22 protein-coding genes are annotated in these 19166 nt (G+C 61.0%); 11 read left to right on the forward strand and 11 right to left on the reverse strand.

The window, feature by feature from the left end; translation table 11 throughout:
• Positions 1-19: 19 nt before the first annotated feature.
• The 6 genes from pqqC to H3028_RS11965 all read right to left on the reverse strand — a co-directional run bounded on the left by pqqC (position 20) and on the right by H3028_RS11965 (position 7022).
• The gene (gene pqqC / locus H3028_RS11940; RefSeq protein ID WP_181297231.1) at positions 20-772 is read right to left on the reverse strand and encodes a pyrroloquinoline-quinone synthase PqqC; all 753 of its coding nucleotides are present in this window, start codon (positions 770-772) and stop codon (positions 20-22) included.
• A 101-nt stretch (positions 773-873) separates the two neighbouring features.
• Positions 874-1785: a pyrroloquinoline quinone biosynthesis protein PqqB gene (gene pqqB / locus H3028_RS11945; protein ID WP_181297232.1), complete on the reverse strand. Its 912-nt coding sequence runs from the start codon at positions 1783-1785 to the stop codon at positions 874-876.
• A gap of 48 nt (positions 1786-1833) precedes the next feature.
• The gene (gene pqqA, locus H3028_RS11950) at positions 1834-1905 is read right to left on the reverse strand and encodes a pyrroloquinoline quinone precursor peptide PqqA (protein ID WP_003253598.1); all 72 of its coding nucleotides are present in this window, start codon (positions 1903-1905) and stop codon (positions 1834-1836) included.
• A gap of 176 nt (positions 1906-2081) precedes the next feature.
• On the reverse strand, positions 2082-3200 hold the full coding sequence (locus H3028_RS11955; RefSeq protein ID WP_181297233.1) for an NADH:flavin oxidoreductase: 1119 nt from the start codon (positions 3198-3200) through the stop codon (positions 2082-2084).
• Positions 3201-3443: 243 nt separating this feature from the next.
• A complete protein-coding gene (locus tag H3028_RS11960) occupies positions 3444-4964 on the reverse strand; it encodes an aldehyde dehydrogenase family protein (protein ID WP_181297234.1) in 1521 nt (506 codons plus the stop codon).
• Between the two features lie 279 nt (positions 4965-5243).
• Entirely contained in the window at positions 5244-7022 is a 1779-nt protein-coding gene (locus H3028_RS11965) for a methanol/ethanol family PQQ-dependent dehydrogenase (protein WP_181297235.1), read from the reverse strand.
• A gap of 496 nt (positions 7023-7518) precedes the next feature.
• Here H3028_RS11965 and H3028_RS21280 point away from each other — a divergent pair, with 496 nt between their 5' ends.
• Together H3028_RS21280 and H3028_RS11970 are read left to right on the forward strand one after the other, a co-directional pair.
• Positions 7519-7830 carry an MFS transporter gene (locus H3028_RS21280; RefSeq protein WP_258237786.1) on the forward strand — a complete coding sequence of 104 codons (312 nt, stop codon included), beginning with the start codon at positions 7519-7521 and terminating at the stop codon, positions 7828-7830.
• A 44-nt stretch (positions 7831-7874) separates the two neighbouring features.
• Positions 7875-8717: an MFS transporter gene (locus H3028_RS11970; protein WP_258237787.1), complete on the forward strand. Its 843-nt coding sequence runs from the start codon at positions 7875-7877 to the stop codon at positions 8715-8717.
• A 46-nt stretch (positions 8718-8763) separates the two neighbouring features.
• Here H3028_RS11970 and H3028_RS11975 read toward each other — a convergent pair whose 3' ends face one another.
• Both H3028_RS11975 and pedF read right to left on the reverse strand, forming a co-directional pair.
• On the reverse strand, positions 8764-9663 hold the full coding sequence (locus tag H3028_RS11975) for an ABC transporter substrate-binding protein (RefSeq protein ID WP_181297236.1): 900 nt from the start codon (positions 9661-9663) through the stop codon (positions 8764-8766).
• Positions 9664-9668: 5 nt separating this feature from the next.
• On the reverse strand, positions 9669-10106 hold the full coding sequence (pedF, locus tag H3028_RS11980; protein ID WP_181297237.1) for a cytochrome c-550 PedF: 438 nt from the start codon (positions 10104-10106) through the stop codon (positions 9669-9671).
• Between the two features lie 53 nt (positions 10107-10159).
• Between pedF and H3028_RS11985 the strand changes: the two genes are divergently transcribed.
• From H3028_RS11985 to H3028_RS12000, 4 genes are all read left to right on the forward strand, one after another.
• Positions 10160-11023, forward strand: a complete 864-nt coding sequence (locus H3028_RS11985) for a 3'-5' exonuclease (protein ID WP_258237788.1) — start codon at positions 10160-10162, stop codon at positions 11021-11023.
• Positions 11024-11117: 94 nt separating this feature from the next.
• Entirely contained in the window at positions 11118-11666 is a 549-nt protein-coding gene (locus H3028_RS11990; protein WP_181297238.1) for a DUF421 domain-containing protein, read from the forward strand.
• Positions 11667-11697: 31 nt separating this feature from the next.
• Complete coding sequence (locus H3028_RS11995; RefSeq protein WP_181297239.1) at positions 11698-12093, forward strand: VOC family protein; 396 nt, start codon at positions 11698-11700, stop codon at positions 12091-12093.
• Between the two features lie 72 nt (positions 12094-12165).
• Positions 12166-12561 carry a GFA family protein gene (locus tag H3028_RS12000; protein WP_181297240.1) on the forward strand — a complete coding sequence of 132 codons (396 nt, stop codon included), beginning with the start codon at positions 12166-12168 and terminating at the stop codon, positions 12559-12561.
• A gap of 13 nt (positions 12562-12574) precedes the next feature.
• Here H3028_RS12000 and H3028_RS12005 read toward each other — a convergent pair whose 3' ends face one another.
• The 3 genes from H3028_RS12005 to H3028_RS12015 all read right to left on the reverse strand — a co-directional run bounded on the left by H3028_RS12005 (position 12575) and on the right by H3028_RS12015 (position 14696).
• Positions 12575-13579 (reverse strand): potassium channel family protein, encoded by a 1005-nt coding sequence (locus H3028_RS12005; RefSeq protein ID WP_181297241.1) that lies wholly within the window; start codon positions 13577-13579, stop codon positions 12575-12577.
• Between the two features lie 254 nt (positions 13580-13833).
• Complete coding sequence (locus tag H3028_RS12010) at positions 13834-14151, reverse strand: EthD family reductase (RefSeq protein WP_181297242.1); 318 nt, start codon at positions 14149-14151, stop codon at positions 13834-13836.
• 107 nt (positions 14152-14258) lie between these two features.
• A complete protein-coding gene (locus H3028_RS12015) occupies positions 14259-14696 on the reverse strand; it encodes a copper-binding protein (RefSeq protein ID WP_181297243.1) in 438 nt (145 codons plus the stop codon).
• Between the two features lie 155 nt (positions 14697-14851).
• Between H3028_RS12015 and H3028_RS12020 the strand changes: the two genes are divergently transcribed.
• The 5 genes from H3028_RS12020 to H3028_RS12040 are packed head-to-tail and all read left to right on the forward strand — an operon-like array spanning position 14852 to position 19113.
• Positions 14852-16045, forward strand: a complete 1194-nt coding sequence (locus H3028_RS12020; protein WP_181297244.1) for an ABC transporter substrate-binding protein — start codon at positions 14852-14854, stop codon at positions 16043-16045.
• Positions 16042-16536 carry a tetratricopeptide repeat protein gene (locus H3028_RS12025; protein ID WP_181297245.1) on the forward strand — a complete coding sequence of 165 codons (495 nt, stop codon included), beginning with the start codon at positions 16042-16044 and terminating at the stop codon, positions 16534-16536. Before H3028_RS12020 ends, H3028_RS12025 begins: the two co-directional genes overlap by 4 nt.
• A gap of 32 nt (positions 16537-16568) precedes the next feature.
• Complete coding sequence (locus H3028_RS12030) at positions 16569-17540, forward strand: YVTN family beta-propeller repeat protein (protein ID WP_181297246.1); 972 nt, start codon at positions 16569-16571, stop codon at positions 17538-17540.
• Positions 17537-18265, forward strand: a complete 729-nt coding sequence (locus tag H3028_RS12035; protein ID WP_181297247.1) for an ABC transporter ATP-binding protein — start codon at positions 17537-17539, stop codon at positions 18263-18265. Before H3028_RS12030 ends, H3028_RS12035 begins: the two co-directional genes overlap by 4 nt.
• A 56-nt stretch (positions 18266-18321) precedes the next feature.
• A complete protein-coding gene (locus tag H3028_RS12040; RefSeq protein ID WP_181297248.1) occupies positions 18322-19113 on the forward strand; it encodes an ABC transporter permease in 792 nt (263 codons plus the stop codon).
• Positions 19114-19166: the final 53 nt, after the last annotated feature.

Genomic DNA, 19166 nt, shown 5'->3' on the forward strand with positions numbered 1-19166 from the left:
GGTGCGGTCATGTTCGGGCTCAAAACGTGATGCCTTTATGCCAGACGCGCTCGCTCGTCACCGTATGGTACGGCGGGCGAGCCAGCTCGTAGGCCATGCTCATGGCGTCCAGCATGCTCCACAAGACGTCGAGTTTGAATTGAAGAATGTTCAGCATGCGTTCCTGGGCTTCGCGGGTGGTGTAGTGCTCCAAGGTGATGCGCAGACCATGTTCGACATCGCGGCGCGCTTCCTTCAAGCGCTTGCGGAAATAGTCATAGCCAGACGGATCGATCCAGCTGTAATGCTGAGGCCAGGCGTCCAGACGGGACTGATGGATGGTCGGTGCGAACAGTTCGGTAAGCGAACTGCTGGCCGCCTCCTGCCAGACCGCGCGACGGGCGAAATTGACGTAGGCATCGACGGCGAAACGCACGCCCGGCAAGACCAGTTCCTGGGAAAGCACCTGCTCGCGATCCAACCCGACCGACTCGGCCAACCGCAGCCAGGCCTCGATACCGCCCTCCTCACCCGGCGTTCCGTCGTGATCGATGATGCGCTGTACCCACTCCCTACGCGTATCACGATCCGGGCAGTTGGCCATGATCGCGGCATCCTTCACCGGAATGCATACCTGATAGTAGAAGCGGTTCGCCACCCAACCCTGGATCTGCTCGCGAGTTGAGCGGCCTTCGTACATCGCACGATGGAACGGGTGATGGATGTGGTAGTAGTCGCCCTTGGCGCGGAGTGCCGCCTCGAACTCGGCGGGGGTCATGGCAGGGAGGGTCATAACAGTTTCCTTACGGGGTGTTGTGCGGGCTGCCTTTTCCAGGTCGCGACGGCCGCGGCCACCCGCGACTGACTGTCCGGGTGCGCCGAGCACCGCTTGCGCTACAGCTCGATGCTCATGCCATCGAACGAGACTTCGATTCCGTGCTGGTCCAGCACCGCGCGCTCGGCGGAATCCTCGTCGAGGATCGGATTGGTGTTATTGATATGGATGAGGATCTTGCGTGCCTCCGGCATGCCGTCGAGCACCTCGATCATGCCGCCAGGGCCGCTCTGCTGAAGGTGGCCCATTTCGCTGCCGAGCTTGGTCCCTACTTCACGCACGCGCATTTCATCGTCGCGCCAGAGCGTGCCGTCGACCAGCAGGCAATCGGCGCCGCGCATGATTTCCAGCAGCTCAGGGCTGACTTTGCCCAGTCCCGGCGCATAGAACAGCTTGCCGCCGGTCTTGCGGTCCTCGATCAACAGCCCGATGTTGTCACCCGGATGTGGGTCGTTACGGTGCGGCGAATACGGCGGCGCTGAGCTGCGCAGCGGGATCGGCGTGAGCGTCAGGTCCGGGCAAACCGGAATGGTAAAACTGCCCTCCAGCGCGATGGGGTTCCAGCGCAGGCCGCCGTTCCAGTGCTTGAGCATCTTGAACAACGGAAAGCCGGTACTGAGGTCCTGGTGAACCATGTCGGTACACCAGACGTCATGCGGGCAGCCTTCACGCAGTGTCAGCAGGCCGGTGGTGTGATCGATCTGGCTGTCGAGCAAAATGATCGCACCGATCGCCGTGTCACGCGGTCCACGCGCTGGCTGCAGCTTCGGAAAAGACTCCAACTGGGCGCGGATATCCGGCGAAGCGTTGCAAAGTATCCAATCCTCGCCGTTATCGCTGATCGCAATCGACGATTGAGTGCGGGCTTTGGCGCGCAAGGTCCCATTGCGAAGCCCTGCGCAGTTGGCGCAGTTGCAGTTCCACTGAGGAAAGCCGCCGCCAGCAGCCGAGCCGAGAATCTGGATGAACATGGGCAGCTCCCTGAAAGCAAAGCCCCGGTCAGAGCCGGGGCGGATAAATCAGCGGTTGGCGAAGTACATGGTGACTTCAAAACCAATGCGCAGGTCGGTAAAAGCAGGTTTGGTCCACATGGTGCGATTCCTCTCTTATGGGTGCCGGGTTATCCCGACGGCTCATTAAGCACTCTAGTCTGCTAAAAGCAGAATGGTACTTTGGAAGGAGACAACGCCCTGCCTTGGTAGTGCCTGGGAAGTAGCCCCAGCCATTTACCGTACCGGCGTGTCTTTGCAAACATCGAGATGGCAAGCTAGCGCCGACGTGTTGCCGGGCGATCATTCACACCGCGCCAAGCCAGTTCGTTGGTCAGCGTGGCCATCGGCGAGAACATGTCGAAATCAAACTCGGTCATGGCATCGCCGTCCTGCACGCGTAACGGCCAGTCGTGGTTGGCCAGGGCGGCCTTGCCGACAGCCACAAGATCAAGCTCGCCGTCATCGAGCAGCTTTTGCGCCTGCTCGCCGGTCGTCACGCTGCCGTTGCCAATCACCGGAATCGACACGCTTGTCTTTGCGATCGCCGACAGGGTTGCCCCCTCTGCGAAGGCCGGCGCACCCACGTCATATTCAGTGATATGCAGATAATCCAGCCCCGCCTCGGCCAGCATGGCGAAGCGAGTCCTGGCCTCTTCGACCCCGCCCTCCCACTTCAGCCGGCTCGCGGTGACCATGCCTTGGGATAGCCGCATGCCCACCAGGAAATCAGGGCCGACTGCTTCGCGTACCGCATGGATAACCGCCAGTGGTAATGCCAGCCGGGCCTTATAGTCGCCGCCCCAGCGGTCAGTACGCTGGTTGAACTCACTGCTGATGAACTCATGAAGCAGGTAGCCATTGGCGCCGTGCAGCTCCACTCCATCGAAGCCCGCGTCGCGCGCATGGCGGGCCGACTGAACGAACCCGGCGATTGCCTCCTGGATTTCCTTCTCGGTCATCTCGGCAGGTGTGGCGTAAGGCCCCTCGCCGCCATAGAAACTAAGCTGCGTTCCGCCCGGTTGAACCGCTGAGGGCGCGACATGACGAGCATGGTGGATGTTGCCCTGGGTCTGCGCGCCGCCGTGCATCAGCTGCGCGATGAAGGCGGCGCCGGCCGTGTGCACCGCTTCGACCACCGGTACCCAGCTGTCGCGCTGGATCTCGGTGGCCAGGCCCGGCTGATTGAAATAGCCCTGGCTGTAGACCGTATCGGTGTAGGTCCCTTCGGTGATCAGCAGGCCGAAGCCGCCCTCGGCGAACGCCTGGTAGTAGTCGCGCATCAGCTCGTTGGCGTTACCTTCCGGCTCTGCGCTGACGCGCGTCATTGGCGCTAACACGGTGCGGTTGCGCAATTTCAGCTGACCCAGCTGGACGGGTTCGAGTAGTGCGGGCATAGGCGATTCCTCACGAAATAAGGGACGTGCTAAATCTGAGGCGCTTAGGGATGCTGGAGTTCGGCCAGCGCGATAGCTGGTCTGCCAGACGCCAAAAAAAACGCGACCTGAAGGCCGCGCTGCGTTGATGAACCATCGAGACCGCACTCACCCAGCCCGTGGTCCCCGCACTTAGGTGCGAGCAAAATAATGCCGGCGCGCAGGAGCGAACGCGCCGGGTCCTCCGAGTTACGATTCGCAGGCTTAGAAGAAGCCCAGCGGGTTGATGTCGTAGCTGATCAACAGGTTCTTGGTCTGCTGATAATGGTCGAGCATCATCTTGTGGGTTTCGCGGCCGACCCCGGACTTCTTGTAGCCACCGAACGCGGCGTGGGCGGGATAGAGGTGGTAACAGTTGGTCCAGACGCGACCGGCCTTGATGCCACGGCCCATGCGGTAGGCGCGATTGATGTCGCGGGTCCAAACGCCGGCGCCGAGGCCGAACTCCGTGTCATTGGCAATCGCCAGCGCTTCGGCTTCGTCCTTGAAGGTGGCAACACCGACCACAGGCCCGAAGATCTCTTCCTGGAATACGCGCATCTTGTTGTGGCCCTTGATCAGGGTCGGCTGCACGTAATAGCCGGTGGCCAGACCACCTTCAAGCTTCTCGGCGGCGCCGCCGGTCAGGATCTGCGCGCCTTCCTGCTGGGCGATTTCCATGTAGGAAAGGATCTTGTCGAACTGCTGCTCGGACGCCTGGGCGCCGACCATGGTGTCGGTGTCCAACGGGTCGCCGCGCTTGATCGCTTTGATCTTCTTCATTACCACTTCCATGAAGGGTTCGAAGATCGATTCCTGAACCAGCGCACGCGACGGGCAGGTGCAGACTTCGCCCTGGTTGAAGAATGCCAGCACCAGGCCTTCGGCGGCCTTCTCGATGAACGCAGGCTCAGCCTGCATGATGTCTTCGAAGAAGATATTCGGCGATTTCCCACCTAGCTCCACAGTACTCGGAATGATGTTTTCAGCCGCGCAACGCATGATGTGCGACCCAACTGGTGTGGAACCGGTGAAGGCGATCTTGGCGATGCGGGTATTGGTCGCCAGCGCCTGCCCTGCTTCCTTGCCGAAGCCCTGAACGATGTTCAGCACGCCGGCCGGTAACAGGTCACCGACCAGCTCAGCAAATACCATGATCGACAGCGGCGTTTGCTCGGCTGGTTTGAGCACCACACAGTTACCGGCTGCCAGCGCCGGCGCCAGTTTCCAGGCCGCCATCAGCAGCGGGAAGTTCCACGGAATGATCTGTCCGACCACGCCCAGCGGCTCGTGGAAGTGGTACGCCGCGGTGTGTTCGTTGATTTCGGCAGCGCTGCCTTCCTGAGCACGAATGCAGCCAGCGAAGTAGCGAAAATGATCAGCTGCCAGCGGCACGTCAGCGTTCAAGGTTTCACGAACGGCCTTGCCGTTGTCCCATGTTTCGGCGATGGCCAACTTTTCCAGGTTAGCCTCGATGCGATCGGCAATCTTCAGCAGGATCAACGCACGATCTTGCGCCGCAGTCTTGCCCCATGCATCGGCAGCTGCGTGCGCAGCGTCCAGGGCCTTCTCGACATCTTCAGCCCCGGATCGCGGAAACTCGGCGATCACCTCGCCGTTGACCGGCGAGGTGTTGACGAAATATTCACCCTTGACCGGCGGGACGAATTCACCGCCGATGAAGTTTCCGTAACGTGGCTTGAAAGAAATGACGGCGCCTGCCGTACCGGGTTGGGCGTAGATCATGAGCGGCCTCTCTAGTTTTTCTGCTTGTCGGAGCCTGACCGGGGATGGACAGGGCATGGAGCGATCTTAGGCAGGCTGTGCCCATCCCCGGTATGCCCCCAAGGGACAGGTGCGTTCCTCATTTGGTAGTAGGTGCAAGGGCCTCATACCTTCCTGGCAAGCGGCACCCGTAGCCCCATCATCGAGCGGAACTGCCGCAAGTCGCCGGTCAGCCACATGGCCACAGGACGCAGAAACGCAAAGGCCGGCATTCAAGCCGGCCCTTCGTTGGAACACAGATCAGCGCTGGGCGACGACCTGTTCCTTCGGCAGCTTGAAGGTCCAAACCATGCCGCCCTGGTTGAAGTCCTTCACTCGCTTGGCGACTTCTCCACCCCATAGCGGTACCGCGCCGCCCCAGCCAGAGAGCACGGAGACATATTGCTCGCCGTCCATTTCCCACGTGACCGGGGAGCCGATGACGCCGGAACCGGTGTTGAATTCATACACCTTCTTGCCAGTCTTGGCGTCAAACGCCATCAGGTAGCCTTCCGGGTTGCCGGTAAATACCAGGTTGCCCTTGGTTGCAAGAACGCCACCCCACAGCGGTGCGTAGTTCTCGTACCGCCAGACTTCCTTGCCGGTCTTCGGGTCGATGGCGCGCAGGACGCCGATGTATTCCTCGTTCAGCGGTTTAATGGTGAAGCCAGCACCGAGATAAGCCGCGCCCTTCTTGTAGGCCACGCCTTCGTTCCAGATATCCATGCCCCACTCGTTGGACGGCACGTAGAACAGACCGGTGTCCTGGCTGTAGGCCATGGGCATCCAGTTCTTGCCGCCGAGGAATGATGGCGCGACGAACACCGACTTACCCTTGTCCGCTTCGCCCGGTGCGCCAGGACGCTTAGCGTCGTCGTAAAGCGGACGGCCATTCTCGTCCAGACCCTTGGCCCAGGTGATCTTGTCGACAAAAGGGAAACCACGGATGAACTTGCCGTTGGTGCGATCCAGAACGTAGAAGAACCCGTTACGGTCTGCGGTGCCAGCAGCCTTGATGGTCTTGCCGCCCTCTTGGTAATCGAAGGAGATCAGCTCGTTAACACCGTCGTAATCCCAGCCGTCATGCGGTGTGGACTGAAAGTGCCATTTGATCGAACCGTCGTCAGGGTCCAGTGCCAGGCGCGAGGATGAGTACAGGTTGTCGCCTGGGCGCAGGTGCGAGTTCCAGGGCGAAGGGTTGCCCGTACCGAACAGCAGCGAGTCGGTATCGGAGTCGTAGTAGCCGCCGAGCCAGGGCGCGGCGCCGCCGGTCTTCCACAGGTCGCCCGGCCAGGTCTTGCCGGCTTCTCCGCCGGAGATCCCGTTCTCGATCTTCTTGCCGTCCTTCATCACGAAGCCCATATGGCCTTCGACGGTCGGACGGCTCCACAGCAGCTCGCCATTCTTCGGGTTGAAGGCTTCGATCTTGCCCACCACGCCGAACTCGCCACCCGCCACGCCTGTGATCAGCTTGCCTTTCACCACCATGGGCGCCGCAGAGATGGAATAACCGGCCTTGTAGTCAGCCACGGTCTTCTTCCAGACGACCTTGCCGGTGTCCTTATTCAACGCGACCAGCTTGGCGTCGAGGGTGCCGAAAATCACCAGATCGTCATACAAGGCCACACCCCGGTTGATCACGTCGCAACACGGCATGATGCCGTCCGGTAGGCGTGCATCGTATTGCCAGAGCTCTTTACCGGTGCGCGCGTCGACGGCAAAGACCCGCGAGTAGGAGCCGGTGAGGTACATGACGCCGTCCTTCACCAGCGGCTGTGCTTCCTGGCCACGCTGCTTTTCGCCGCCAAAGGAGAAACCCCAGACCGGACGGAGCTGGCTGACGTTTGTGCTGTTGAGGGTATCCAGGGTGCTGTAGCGCTGCCCTTTCAGGCCCAGCCCGTTGGTCACGATCTGATCAGTGGATTCGGCATCATCGAGGATTTCCTGGTCGGTGACAGCCAAGGCCGACACGCTGGACAACGCCATGGCGGCGCAAAGCGCTGTCAGAGCGAAGGGCTTGCGAAGACCGGTGTGCTTCATTGCGGCTACCTCTGAGGGTTCATTGTTATCGTCGCCGGGAAAGTTTCCCGGTCTGCCGTGGATTCTTCGTTCCAAGCCCACCGCCAACAATTGCACGCAGTACCGATTTCCCTACTTCCTTGGTAGCAATACCCCGCGCAGCGCCCCCCATTGCTGCACCGCTATGAGATTGACGCACGGGCACCGAAGCCGAGCCCGGATGCGTCACAGGACGATTCCAGTCAGGCCGCGAGCCATACAACGCCCCGACTCACAGCGACATAAACCATGCTTCGTTGTTCAAGCATCATTCACCGCATGGAGCGCGGCGACGGTTCGTTGCTGCGATAATCGGAGCGCGTCATAGCCCGCGCACCCACGCGCCAGCGCGTTACAAATCGATGCTTCAGCAAGCCCAATCGCCTCTGCGGAGCGATAAAAGACAACCTGACCGAGGGGCGGCTTTTGCCACGGTACGGTCGAACAATTTCACACCCGTTATGCAGGCGTTTTTTAAATGAAAGAGAAGTGGTCAGCGTTTCCCTGGGTGTGCTTCGCCATGTGCGTAGGCGTGATGGGCACAGCGCTCATTTCACCGCTGTACCCGCTGTATCAGAACGTCTGGCAGCTCCGCACCAGCGATATCTCGCTGATCTACGTGGTGTACATGGTCGGCGCACTGTTCGGCCTGCTGTTCATGGGGCGCCTGTCAGATACCTTGGGGTTTCGCACCGTGATGCTGACCGGTCTGCTGCTGGGCTGGGCAGGTACCCTGCTGACCATGCTTGCCTGGAACCTGCCGAGCCGAATATTGGCCGCTTCGCGGTAGGGCTGTCCTCTAGTCTGATCGTCACGAGCGCCTCGGTGGGGCTGGTGCAGATTTCTCGCGACGGGGCCTCCCAGCGCATATCGATGATTACCAGCTTCCTGCTCGCGTTCGGCTTTGGTCTGGGGCCGATAATCGGCGGCATCATTGGTCAGTGGCTGCCGCATCCGCTGACGGTGACCTACGTGCCTTCGCTGATTCTCGGCGTGCTGGCCGTGTATGCCTTGATGCGCGTGCAGCTGAAATCTCATGCTGATGAACTGGCAACCGCGTCGCTCGGCTGGCGAACATTCGTCCCCCGCCTGGCTTGGGCCAGCCGCCGTGATTCGCTGGCTTTCATGCTGACCTGCGCCTGCCCGTTCTTTGCCTTCGGCGTATTCGGGATCTACGCCTCCCTGGCCCCGCTGTTTTTGGAAAAAATGCTGCCATGGCACGGTCCGGTGGTCAGCGGAACGTCGATCGGGGTCATTCTGCTGGCATCGGCCATGACACAGTTGGCATGCGCCAGAATGAGCGTGCGCTGGTGTGGCCTGCTGGGGCTGCTGGCGGTCGTGCTCAGCAATGCCATGCTCGTGTTCAATTTCAAGCTCGGCTCACCGGCCGTGTTCGTCGTCGGCGTATGCGCCGCAGCGGCGGGGCATGGCATGTGTTTGCTGGCCGGCATCAGCATGGTCAACCGCATCGCCACCCCGGTCGAGCGCTCCGGATTGATCTCGACCTACCTGGTATGCGGTTATGTCGGCAGCATCGTCCCGCTGATCGCCGCTGGCTGGATTGCCGATCATTACGGTCTGCCCGTCGCCATCACACTGCTGGGCCTGTGTGTCATTGCCATCGCCGCATCGCTGGCGGTGTGGTTTTTCCAGCATCCGCGCATGAGGGAGGCGTGAACGATGCCGCAGGTGCGCGAGCAGCTGCGGTGTCTTCGCAATGGGATCAGTTTTCGCTCAATTCGACTCGGTACAGCTCGGGCATCTCATAGCGTAGCCCGTAACTGGCGTAGCTCTCTTGCAGGACGCCGTCCTTGATCAGCCCCTCCAGCACGCCTTCGATCGCATACGCCAGCTGGCGGTTGGATTCGTGCACGGCCATGCCGAGCTCCCACACCTGTTTACCCATGTTCGGATAGGCGTTCTCCGCAAGCTTGAGGTGTTCATCAGCGGCCTGTGCGAGCAACCAGTCGATTTCGCCCCGCATGGCCATGGTCGCATCCACCTCCCCCGCCTGCATCGCGGCAAACGCTGCCTGTGCCGTCGGATAGTGATGGAGCATCGGCGAGATGCTGCCGTTGAATATCGATGACAGATAGAACGATGGAACGCTCTCTACTTCCACACCAACCGGGTGATAGCGGAACACACCCACGCTGGGCACCTCATCCAGGCGGCGATCGTCGTGCGCCGCTTGCCAGCGCTCGCTCTGGTAGGGACCGAACATGACCACCAGCTCGTTGATCAGCTCACCCAGCTCGTTCTGCTTGTAGGAGAACTCCCGGTCATAGGGCACGCGCATCATCACGTCGGCCAATACGTCCGGCCGCAGGTAATGGCCTTTCCAGATGAAGTTGCGCAGGTCGTCGTCCAGCGTCTCGTCTGGCGTGACCCACAGCACCTCGACTTTCAGGTCCAATCCGGCCGCCAACTTGTTCGCGAGCTCGACATCGACCCCGCGCGGTTTGCCGTCCACCATGAAGCTGTACGGTGGAAAATCCTCGTACATCGCCACCTTGAGCACGCCCGAGTCAATGATGTCGTCGAACGCGCGCACCTTGACCACGTCCGCTTGAACCCACGTGCAAACCATCAGAAGACAGAGCCCTGCGAGCAACTGGCGCATGATGATCACCGCTTGGCAGCTTCGCTTTCGATATAAGTGCGGATGGCCCAAAGCGCTTCCTGACTGAGGTAATCAGCCATGCGCGGCATGTACACGGCACCGTCGCGCACCGCACCGTTGATAACGCGCTCCTTGTACCACTCATCGCCATCGTAGCTGGCTTCCAGTTCGCGAAGATCGGGGGCGATCCCGCCAGAGATCGCTTCGAGACCGTGGCAGCGGGCGCAGTTCTGGTTGTAAGCGGAAGCTCCGATCTCGACGGCCTTGTCGTGGTACTCGCTCGGCGCACGGTAGGGGTTTTCATCAAGCCACTCCTCGCCCAACGGTTCCAGCCCTTTGGTCTCGACTTTTTGGGGCGTGACGTCGCCGTGAGCCAGCGCCAGACCGGCGAAGCCGAGCAGACCCGTAGCGAGAAGTGCGCGCAGTGATTTTTTGTTGTTCATGACTACCACCGTTGATTTCGATTACCTGAGCAAGGCAGCCCCGTCTGGAGCGCATGGTGGTCATCTTGGCGGTGGAACCGTGGTGGCAGAATCCTGCTTTGGTTGTCGGAACCTCCTCCCTTGGTAGTAGGCAACGGATCGCTTCCAGGAGACCCAGTCTCGCTTTCGGCCCGAGCGAAGCGCGTAAGATGCGAAGCGAACAGGCCTTGTCCATCCGCTCTATTCACAGGCGGGTGCCGTCAACATCCACCCAACGCGAGAGTCGATTGCCCATGACCGTAGTGCGTATCCCGCAGCGTTTGGATATCGACACCCTTCCCCGTTTCGAGGGCCTCCCGCTCGACCGCATCCTCACGCCTGTGACGCCGGAGCAGTTCGTTCAGGCTGTTGCCGAAATCACCGCCTACGCCGAAGTTGGCTTCGATACCGAGTCCAAACCCACCTTCAAGGTCGGCGAGCTATCCAACGGCCCGCATCTGATTCAGTTCGCCACGCCTGAAAAAGCCTATTTGTTCCAAGTGGGTGTGGAGGGTTGCATCGAGGCGGCGAAAGCGGTGCTGGAATCGGATCGGGTCCTGAAGATCGGCTTTGGATTGAGCTCAGATCGCAGCCGATTGCGCAGCAAGCTGGGGATCGAACTGCGGCATTACCTGGATCTGGGCACGACGCTGCGTTATCACGGCAAGAAAGGACAGGTCGGGCTGCGTGGCGCCGTCGCGGCGGTGCTGGCGGCCGGTCTTCGCAAGTCTCGTAGTGTGTCGACATCCAACTGGGCAAACCGGTCGCTGAGTGAAGCCCAGCAGCATTACGCGGCCAATGACGCCTATGCCGCGCTGAACGTTTTTCTGGCGCTGGATGACGAGGCAGCAGCTTCGCTGTATGAGCGGATCGTCGACAGACCGCAGCGGCAGCCCTGAGTCCTCCGGCTCCGCCCGCCCCTTATTGCCTTTGGCTTGCAACCCACCCGCCTCGATGACGTCTACTCCACAGATGCCATAACCGGAGGTGAATGTGGAGGGGATGTTTTTCAGTGGCTGGTCGACCCTGTTTCGAACCTTGGTGGTCGGCGTGCTGGCCTACATCAACCTGATCGTGCTGCTGCGTGTTTCCGGCAGGCGCACGCTCTCCAAGATGAACGCGTTTGACCTGGTCGTTACGGTGGCCCTGGGCTCGACCTTCGCTACCATCCTGCTGAATCGCAACGTGTCGCTAGCCCAGGGTACCTTGGCGCTGGCGCTGCTGATCGGCCTGCAGTATCTGGTGACCTGGTCGAGCGTTCGTGCCGGCTGGGTACGCAAAGCGGTAACGGGTGAGCCAGCGCTGCTGCTCTACCAAGGCCAACTGCTAAGTGGTGCGATGCGCGCCGCCCGCGTCACCGAAGACGAGGTGCGCTCGGCCATTCGCTCCAGCGGCTCCGCAGCGATGGATGACGTCGAAGCCGTGATTCTCGAAACAGATGGCAGCTTCAGCGTGGTAAGGGCGGGCTCCGGCGACAGCCGTTCCAGCCTGTCCGGCGTGATGACGCCTGGTCCGCGCGAGGTGGAGATCGAATCGTCTTAAATGCTCGACCTCAGGTGTGATGGAGCGAGCCATGCAAATTCTGTTGAATATCGACGTTGCCGATCTAGGCAGCGCGATCGGCTTCTATCGTGACGCACTGGGTTTGCGTCATGCGCGCACGCTGTTCGAGGGAACGGTAGCCGAGATGCTGGGTGCTTGCTGCAGGGTTTATCTGATCGAGCATGCCGAACGTGCGCCACCTACTGCCACAGACAAAACCAGCCGGAATTTTGGTCGGCACTGGACGCCGGTCCATCCGGATTTCGTCGTGGAGAATATCGCCATGGCCTGCGAGCGTGCGGTTGCTGCGGGAGCCCTTCAGGAGACACCCATACGCCAGTTCGCCTGGGGCGACCTAGTGACCTTCAGCGATCCCTTCGGCAATGGCTTCTGCCTGATCCAGTTTCCCGCTGAGCCATATGAGTGAGGGCGTGGTGCGCCAAACGCCACCCCGGCTACACTCCTGGCTCTCTCTTACATCGATCAGAGGACATGGATCATGACCCAACGGGGCAGCTGTTTATGCAAGCGCGTCACCTACGAGATCGACGGGCCGCTGACCGACGTCCTGAACTGCCACTGCAGCATGTGCCGCAAGCTACATGCATCCGCGTTTCGCACCCGTGCGCGGGTGGCGAGCCGCGATTGGAAGACCCTGAGCGGGGCGGAGTCGATCAAGTTCTACGAGTCCTCACCGGGTGAGCACAAGGCCTTCTGCTCGGAATGCGGTTCCAGTCTATTTACCCGTTTCGATGCCCATCCCGAGGTGCTTGGCTTTCCGCTGGGCACGCTGGACACTGACCCCGGCGTCAAACCCACCCGGCACATATACGTCGCCAACAAGGCGCCTTGGTTCGATATCACCGACGACCTGCCCTGCTACGATCAGATGTGAACCACGGCGCCACTCACGATACCCCCTTGGAGCGGTGTTCGGCGCCGAACACATCGTCCCAGCTCCAGCCATCCGCCTCGAGCAATGCGCCAAGCAGTCGGCGGCGCTCATCCTGCTCAACATGCGCTGGCCTCTTCAGCGGAATGCCCGCATGTTCCAGCGGCTCCAGCGCAACCACCGGACCTGGCGCCTGTGGCGACACACGGCGCAGGTAATTCGCCTTCAACATATCGAGGTGTTGGTTGATTGCCGCTTCCAGCACCTTCCGTTTCAGCCGGTTCTGGTCTACGTCGACCCGATCCAGCAGGCGCAGTGTCTCGTCCAGCGTCACGATCGCCGGGATAATGCTCTTGCTGGCCTCACTGTTGTGAAAGCAATGCACGACCGGGTAGGAATGGTGATTGAGCGTGTGCTGCACCAGCATCTGGCTCAAGCCAGTGGCGCTGTCGTAGAACCGAGAGAGATCCGTACCATTCCAGCTGTTGAGCAGAATTTGCTGCGGCGTCCGCCCCAGGCTCGTGACGATAATGCTTAGCTGGTTCTGCAAACTGACGGCCGAGAGCACCGGAACGAAGTAGGTAATCGCCACGGTAATGAACGTCAGCCCGCAGAACGCAGCGGCGCTGGTCAGCACGCGCCAGCCATCTCCGGAGGCCGAGTAGTCGCCGACGCCGAGGGTGGAGAGCGTGAAGCCTGCATAGTAGAAGGTTTCCCATAGATCGGCCGCGGCCTTGGTAGTGCTGTCGATTACCGAGCCGGGGTGAGACGCGAGCGCTAGAAACAGGCTCAGCCACAGGCAGACGATCCAGGTGAGCAAGATCGATATCAGCACACATTGGCCAGCGTATTCGAGCAGCCTGGATTCGCCTTGCCGTCTCGCTGCAAGAAAGAACAGACGCCATACGCCTCTCGACAATGCATTGGTGATCTTGCCTCCGCCGCGCATCGACAGCGTGGTCTTAGCTATATCCAGGGCCACCATGAGGAACAGAAAGATACCGAGAACGAGAAGAGCCATAACGCTGTGTGTCACTCCATCACTGAGAACCCACAGGGTAGGAAAGGAGCCGGCGTCCGGAAGTTCAGGTCACAGGACTCGCTGATTTCGGGTGCCCGATAGGCGTTCCGGCGGTCTGGTCTGTCACCCGCGCCTGATGCGTTGATCGACGTGCCACGAGCGGTCGAGGCGAATCCTGCCTCGTAACAGCTGTACCGTATCGAAGCCGCCCCCGAGAAGAACGTATTTCCCGCGCCGCGGGGCTGCAACGGATGTCAGTGACCGACCACCACCTCGCTGATTTGCATGACCGGCTCCAGGTCGGTGTAATTGGGAATATCGGCCAGAATTTCGTCGGCATGCGGGCCGAAGCCGGCCTGAAAGGCTTCAAGCGAATCACTGAAGATATGGCACATCGCAACGTAGGTGGCGGCCGAGTTCGGCGTGCCGCCAGATAGCCCCTTGTCCACCGTGTAGTAGAGACAAGCTTTGCCCATGCGGGCCTGCACCAGTGGCATGTGCTTGTCGCGGTAGTAGTTGTGGTCGAAACGTGCACCCGGGGTATTGGGATACATCACGCTGGCTTTGATCATGCTTCGTGTCTCCATCTTGCCGGACTTCGCGCAGCGCCCGGTTGCGGTTGGTTGTGGCACCGATGTCTATGGCACGCCCCGCACCGCACAGTTCATTGGTGAGTGACTCACTTGACCACGAACATGCCTTCCATGCCTTTGTTCTGCAGGCCCTTGCAGTAGAACGGGTAGCGGCCGGGCTTGATCGGCAGGAAGAAAATTTCGGCCTCGCCAGCGTCTTCGAACTCCAGCTCGACCAGCGTGACTGCCTTGATTTCCACGCCGCCGGCTTCGACCTTGCGCAGGAAGATCGACCGCGCGAACTCGGGCGCCTGAAAAGCGCATTCCTTTTGCCCGTCCGTAGTGATCTTCAGCTGATAGGCAACGCCGGTTTCCAGCTGATATTCCTTTTGCGACACGGCGTAGCCGGTTTCTTCGGAGCCGAACTTGAGGTCTGGCAAAGCCTGGGTGCGCAGGGTCAGGTCGCCGGCGGCGTGCACCTGGTCGAAGCCAATCAGGCTGCCGAGAAACAGTACGTTGAGAATCAGTGCTTTGTAAGGAGGCATCGGAATCTGCTCTTGTTGTTGTTGACGGTTCCTATGCTATTGGCCGTAACCAGACGCCGATTTACTACCTTGGTACACAGCGACTGGTACTTTCTGCATATTTCCTTCGCATCAACAGGGTTCCTATGCTGGCGACAACGCCGTAGGAGCCGCCCATGCCCTTTTATTTTCGACGAGTCGGTTGCCTAATCGCGCTCGCCTGCTGCACCTCGCTGACGCACGCCGACACGGCAAATGACAAAGCGCTGGACGTGCAGATCGGCTATCTGGGCTTTCGCCCCGATCCAGGGCCGCTGCTGTCCAACGTGATACCGGAACCCGAGGATGCCGGGCAGCGCGGCGCCGAGCTTGCAATCAACGACAGCAATACCACCGGGCGCTTCCTCAAGCACAGCTACGGGCTGACGGCAATCAGCAGCGACTCACCGCATCAGCTGATTGAAGAGGCCCTCGGACTGCACGGAAAAGGGCTGCGGCTGTTCGTAGTGAACGCGCCGGCCGCCAGCCTCAAGCAACTCTCCGAGACGTTACCCGATAGCCTGCTGATCAACGCCGGTAGCGCCAACGATGAACTGCGCATTACCCGTTGCCTCGGCAACGTGCTGCACACCCTGCCCAGCCGCAGCATGCTGGCCGACGCCCTGGGGCAGTTTCTCGCCGTGCGTCGCTGGAACAGATGGCTGTTGATCAGCGGCCCGACGTTGGAGGATCAAGCCTATGCGGCGGCGCTACGGCGCGCCGCCAAGCGCTTCGGCCACAGGATCATCGAGGAAAAGCCTTGGTCGTTCGACAACGACCAGCGCCGCAGCGCCCAGGCGGATATGCCGCTGTTCACCCAGGCCGACGACTACGACGTCGTGGTTGTAGCGGACGAACGAGGCGACTTTGGCGAGTACGTGCCTTATCACACCTGGCTGCCTCGGCCTGTAGTCGGGACTCAGGGGCTGACACCGACCGGCTGGCACAAGACGGTGGAAACCTACGGCGCCGCGCAGTTGCAGAAGCGCTTCGAAGCCCACGCCGACCGCTGGATGAACGACCGCGACTTTGCCGCCTGGATCGGGGTGCGCAGCGTCGCCACTGCCATCACCAAACTCGGCGTAACCGACCCGCAAGCCATCCGCCAGGTACTGCTCAGCGACACGTTACCGGTGGATGGCTTCAAGGGGCGGAAGCTGACGTTTCGTCCGTGGAACGGCCAGTTGCGCCAACCCATACCGCTAACCCATGCGCGTGGCCTGGTCTCGAATTCGCCCCAAAATGGATTTCTGCACCCCACCAGCGAGCTGGACACGCTCGGTTTCGACCGACCGGAAAGCGACTGCCGGATGAGCGAGACGAAATCATGAATCGCCGTCTCGCGATTCAGCTGCTGTGCAGCCTTCTGACGGCAGGATCGGCGGCGATTCAAGCCGACGAACTGGGCTACGAGGCCTATATCGATAGCCCCAAGCGGATCAAGTGCCTGTACGGCTACGTCACCGCCAAGACCGGCAACTTCGATGCAGCCAGGCAGATCTTCGAGGACTGTGTACGGCGCTGGGACGACATCTACTCGATGATTTCGCTGGCGCAGATGTACGAGAGCGGCAGCGGCGTCGACAAGGATCTCGAACGCGCCGCGGCATTGCTCAAGCGCGGCGCCCAGCAGCCGGACGACGCCAGCTACGTCAGCCTTGCGCGTTATCACTGGGGCGTCGCACTGGCTGAAGGCCGTGGCGTTGCAATCGATCGGCAGGCGGCTCGGGAATGGCTGATGAGCGCATCGAAGGGCGGCCAGACCGAGGCCGACGACTACCTGATACACATGGATCAGCAATCGGATTCCGACATCCGCTGATGTGCGCCACACAACAACAAGAGAGCTTTCAGATGATTCGAACCCTACTTGCCACCGCCATCACCTATACGCTGATCTGCGCCAGCGGATCGACCCTAGCCGCCACCGCCTACGTCTCCAACGAGAAGGACGACAGCATAAGCGTGATCGACCTGAATACCCTCGAGACGGTGGAAACGCTCGAGGTGGGCCAGCGCCCGCGCGGCCTGGCGCTCTCACATGACAACAAACTGCTCTATATCTGCGCCAGTGATTCGGACACCGTCCAGGTCATGGACCTTGCCACGCGCCGGATCATCAAACAGCTACCTTCCGGCGCCGACCCAGAGCAATTCGCCCTGCACCCCAACAACCGCTGGCTGTACATCTCCAACGAGGACGATGCCCTGGTGACCGTGGTGGACGTGGACAACGAAGAAGTACTGGCGCAGATCGATGTCGGCGTGGAGCCCGAGGGCATGGCCGTCAGCCCGGACGGCAAATGGGCGGTCAACACCAGCGAAACCACCAATATGCTGCACTGGATCGATACCGCCACCAACGCGCTGGTGGACAACACCCTCGTCGATCAGCGCCCGCGCCATGTTGAATTCACCAAGGACAGCAAGGTGCTCTGGGCTTCGTCGGAGATCGGCGGAACGGTTAGCGTGGTCGATGTCCAACAGCGGCAGATCCTCAAGACCATCAATTTCCAGATCAAGGGCGTCCACCGCGACAAGGTCCAACCGGTCGGCATCAAGCTCAGCTCGAATGGAAGGTACGCCTTCGTTGCCCTCGGCCCGGCCAACCATATTGCTGTGGTCGATGCGAAAACCTACGAGGTACTCGACTACCTGCTGGTCGGTCGACGCGTCTGGCACATGGCGTTCAACCTTGACGAGAGCCGGCTGCTGACCACCAACGGCGTCAGCGGCGACGTTTCGGTGATCGACGTCGATACGCTCAAGGTGGTCAAGTCGATCAAGGTCGGCCGCTATCCCTGGGGTGTGGTGGTCACGCCATGAGCGCACTGGACGTAGAAAACATCGGCTTCGCCTATGGCGCGCGGCAGGCATTGCAGAGCATTGGTTTCAGCGCTGCTGCCGGCCGTTTCACCGCACTGCTCGGCCCTAACGGCGCGGGCAAGTCGACACTGATTGCCCTGCTCACACGCCTCTACGATCTGCAACAGGGCGAGATTCGCGTGGCCGGTTACAGCCTGCGCAGCCAGCCGCGCGAGGCGTTGCGTCGCCTGGGTGTGGTGTTCCAGCAGAGCACGCTGGATCTCGATCTCAGCGTCCAGCAGAACCTGCGTTACCACGCGGCCCTGCACGGTATGCCGCGCAGCCTCGCGAATGAACGCATCGAGCTCGAACTGGAGCGCCAGCAGCTCGGCGAACGGCGCAACAGCAAGGTGCGTGAGCTCAACGGCGGTCACCGGAGGCGGGTCGAGATCGCCCGTGCGCTGCTGCACAGACCCAGCTTGCTATTGCTCGACGAAGCCAGCGCCGGTCTCGACCCGGTCAGCCGGCAAGCACTCAACGCGCATGTGCGGGCGCTCTGCCATGACGAAGGCATGAGCGTGCTCTGGACGACGCATCTGCTGGACGAAGTGCAGGCCGCAGACGAGCTGATCATCCTCAACCGCGGCGGCCTCGTGGCCCAGGGGCGCGCCGGCTCGCTGTCCGCAGCGGACGGCAGCCTGGCGCAAACCTTCGCTCGCCTCACTCGCACCCCAGCGGCGGCCTGATGCACCGTGATCAACCCCTGTTGCCCTTCCCCGCGCCGGATTCTGGAGCCATCGTTATGAGTGCCTATTGGGAATGCCTGCGCGCCATCGTCTGGCGTGAGTGGTTGCGTTTCGTCCAGCAGCGCTCGCGCTTTTTCAGCGCCCTAGTGCGCCCGCTGCTTTGGCTGGTGGTGTTCGCTGCCGGTTTCCGTGCGGCGTTGGGCATTGCGATCATCGAGCCGTACGACACCTACATCACCTACGAGACGTATATCGTGCCGGGACTGGCCTGCATGATCCTGCTGTTCAATGGCATGCAGGGCTCATTGTCGATGGTCTATGACCGCGAGATGGGCAGCATGCGGGTGCTGCTCACCAGCCCATTGCCGCGCAGTTTCCTGCTGGCGAGCAAGCTGCTCGCGACTGCCCTGATCTCGCTGCTGCAGGTCTACGCCTTTCTCATGATTGCCTGGTTCTACGGGGTACAGCCGCCAGCGGCTGGTCTGCTGATCGCCCTTCCGGCGCTGCTACTGGTGGCCTTGCTGCTCAGCGCACTCGGCCTGTTGCTGTCCAACGGCATCCGCCAGCTGGAGAACTTCGCCGGGGTGATGAATTTCGTCATCTTCCCGATGTTTTTCCTGTCTTCGGCGTTGTATCCGCTGTGGAAAATGCGTGAGGCCAACGAATGGCTGTACTGGATCTGCTCGTTCAATCCGTTCACCTATGCGGTGGAACTGGTGCGCCATGCGCTCTATGAGCGGCTCAATCCGACGGCGCTGGCGGTCTGCCTCGGCCTGACGCTACTGTTCAGCCTCCTTGCCGTACTCAGTTTCAACCCACAGCACGCCGCGCTGCGTCGTGCGGCCTGAACAGCTACTACTTTGGTACTGGTTTTCCTGTCGATTGTAGGATTCCCAATTGG

The sequence above is a fragment of the Pseudomonas sp. Q2-TVG4-2 genome (assembly GCF_013620795.1).
Taxonomy (GTDB): domain Bacteria; phylum Pseudomonadota; class Gammaproteobacteria; order Pseudomonadales; family Pseudomonadaceae; genus Stutzerimonas.

Bases quoted from the DNA above. Each gene is read 5' to 3' on its own strand.
- H3028_RS12025 (WP_181297245.1), top strand. From the start codon at position 16,042: ATGAATCGCCGTCTCGCGATTCAGCTGCTGTGCAGCCTTCTGACGGCA.
- pedF (WP_181297237.1), bottom strand. From the start codon at position 10,106: ATGAACAACAAAAAATCACTGCGCGCACTTCTCGCTACGGGTCTGCTC.
- H3028_RS12040 (WP_181297248.1), top strand. From the start codon at position 18,322: ATGAGTGCCTATTGGGAATGCCTGCGCGCCATCGTCTGGCGTGAGTGG.
- H3028_RS12000 (WP_181297240.1), top strand. From the start codon at position 12,166: ATGACCCAACGGGGCAGCTGTTTATGCAAGCGCGTCACCTACGAGATC.
- H3028_RS11955 (WP_181297233.1), bottom strand. From the start codon at position 3,200: ATGCCCGCACTACTCGAACCCGTCCAGCTGGGTCAGCTGAAATTGCGC.
- H3028_RS21280 (WP_258237786.1), top strand. From the start codon at position 7,519: ATGAAAGAGAAGTGGTCAGCGTTTCCCTGGGTGTGCTTCGCCATGTGC.
- H3028_RS12030 (WP_181297246.1), top strand. From the start codon at position 16,569: ATGATTCGAACCCTACTTGCCACCGCCATCACCTATACGCTGATCTGC.
- H3028_RS12015 (WP_181297243.1), bottom strand. From the start codon at position 14,696: ATGCCTCCTTACAAAGCACTGATTCTCAACGTACTGTTTCTCGGCAGC.
- H3028_RS11975 (WP_181297236.1), bottom strand. From the start codon at position 9,663: ATGCGCCAGTTGCTCGCAGGGCTCTGTCTTCTGATGGTTTGCACGTGG.
- H3028_RS12020 (WP_181297244.1), top strand. From the start codon at position 14,852: ATGCCCTTTTATTTTCGACGAGTCGGTTGCCTAATCGCGCTCGCCTGC.
- H3028_RS11995 (WP_181297239.1), top strand. From the start codon at position 11,698: ATGCAAATTCTGTTGAATATCGACGTTGCCGATCTAGGCAGCGCGATC.
- pqqC (WP_181297231.1), bottom strand. From the start codon at position 772: ATGACCCTCCCTGCCATGACCCCCGCCGAGTTCGAGGCGGCACTCCGC.
- H3028_RS12035 (WP_181297247.1), top strand. From the start codon at position 17,537: ATGAGCGCACTGGACGTAGAAAACATCGGCTTCGCCTATGGCGCGCGG.
- H3028_RS11985 (WP_258237788.1), top strand. From the start codon at position 10,160: ATGGTGGTCATCTTGGCGGTGGAACCGTGGTGGCAGAATCCTGCTTTG.
- H3028_RS11960 (WP_181297234.1), bottom strand. From the start codon at position 4,964: ATGATCTACGCCCAACCCGGTACGGCAGGCGCCGTCATTTCTTTCAAG.
- H3028_RS12005 (WP_181297241.1), bottom strand. From the start codon at position 13,579: ATGGCTCTTCTCGTTCTCGGTATCTTTCTGTTCCTCATGGTGGCCCTG.
- H3028_RS11965 (WP_181297235.1), bottom strand. From the start codon at position 7,022: ATGAAGCACACCGGTCTTCGCAAGCCCTTCGCTCTGACAGCGCTTTGC.
- pqqB (WP_181297232.1), bottom strand. From the start codon at position 1,785: ATGTTCATCCAGATTCTCGGCTCGGCTGCTGGCGGCGGCTTTCCTCAG.
- H3028_RS12010 (WP_181297242.1), bottom strand. From the start codon at position 14,151: ATGATCAAAGCCAGCGTGATGTATCCCAATACCCCGGGTGCACGTTTC.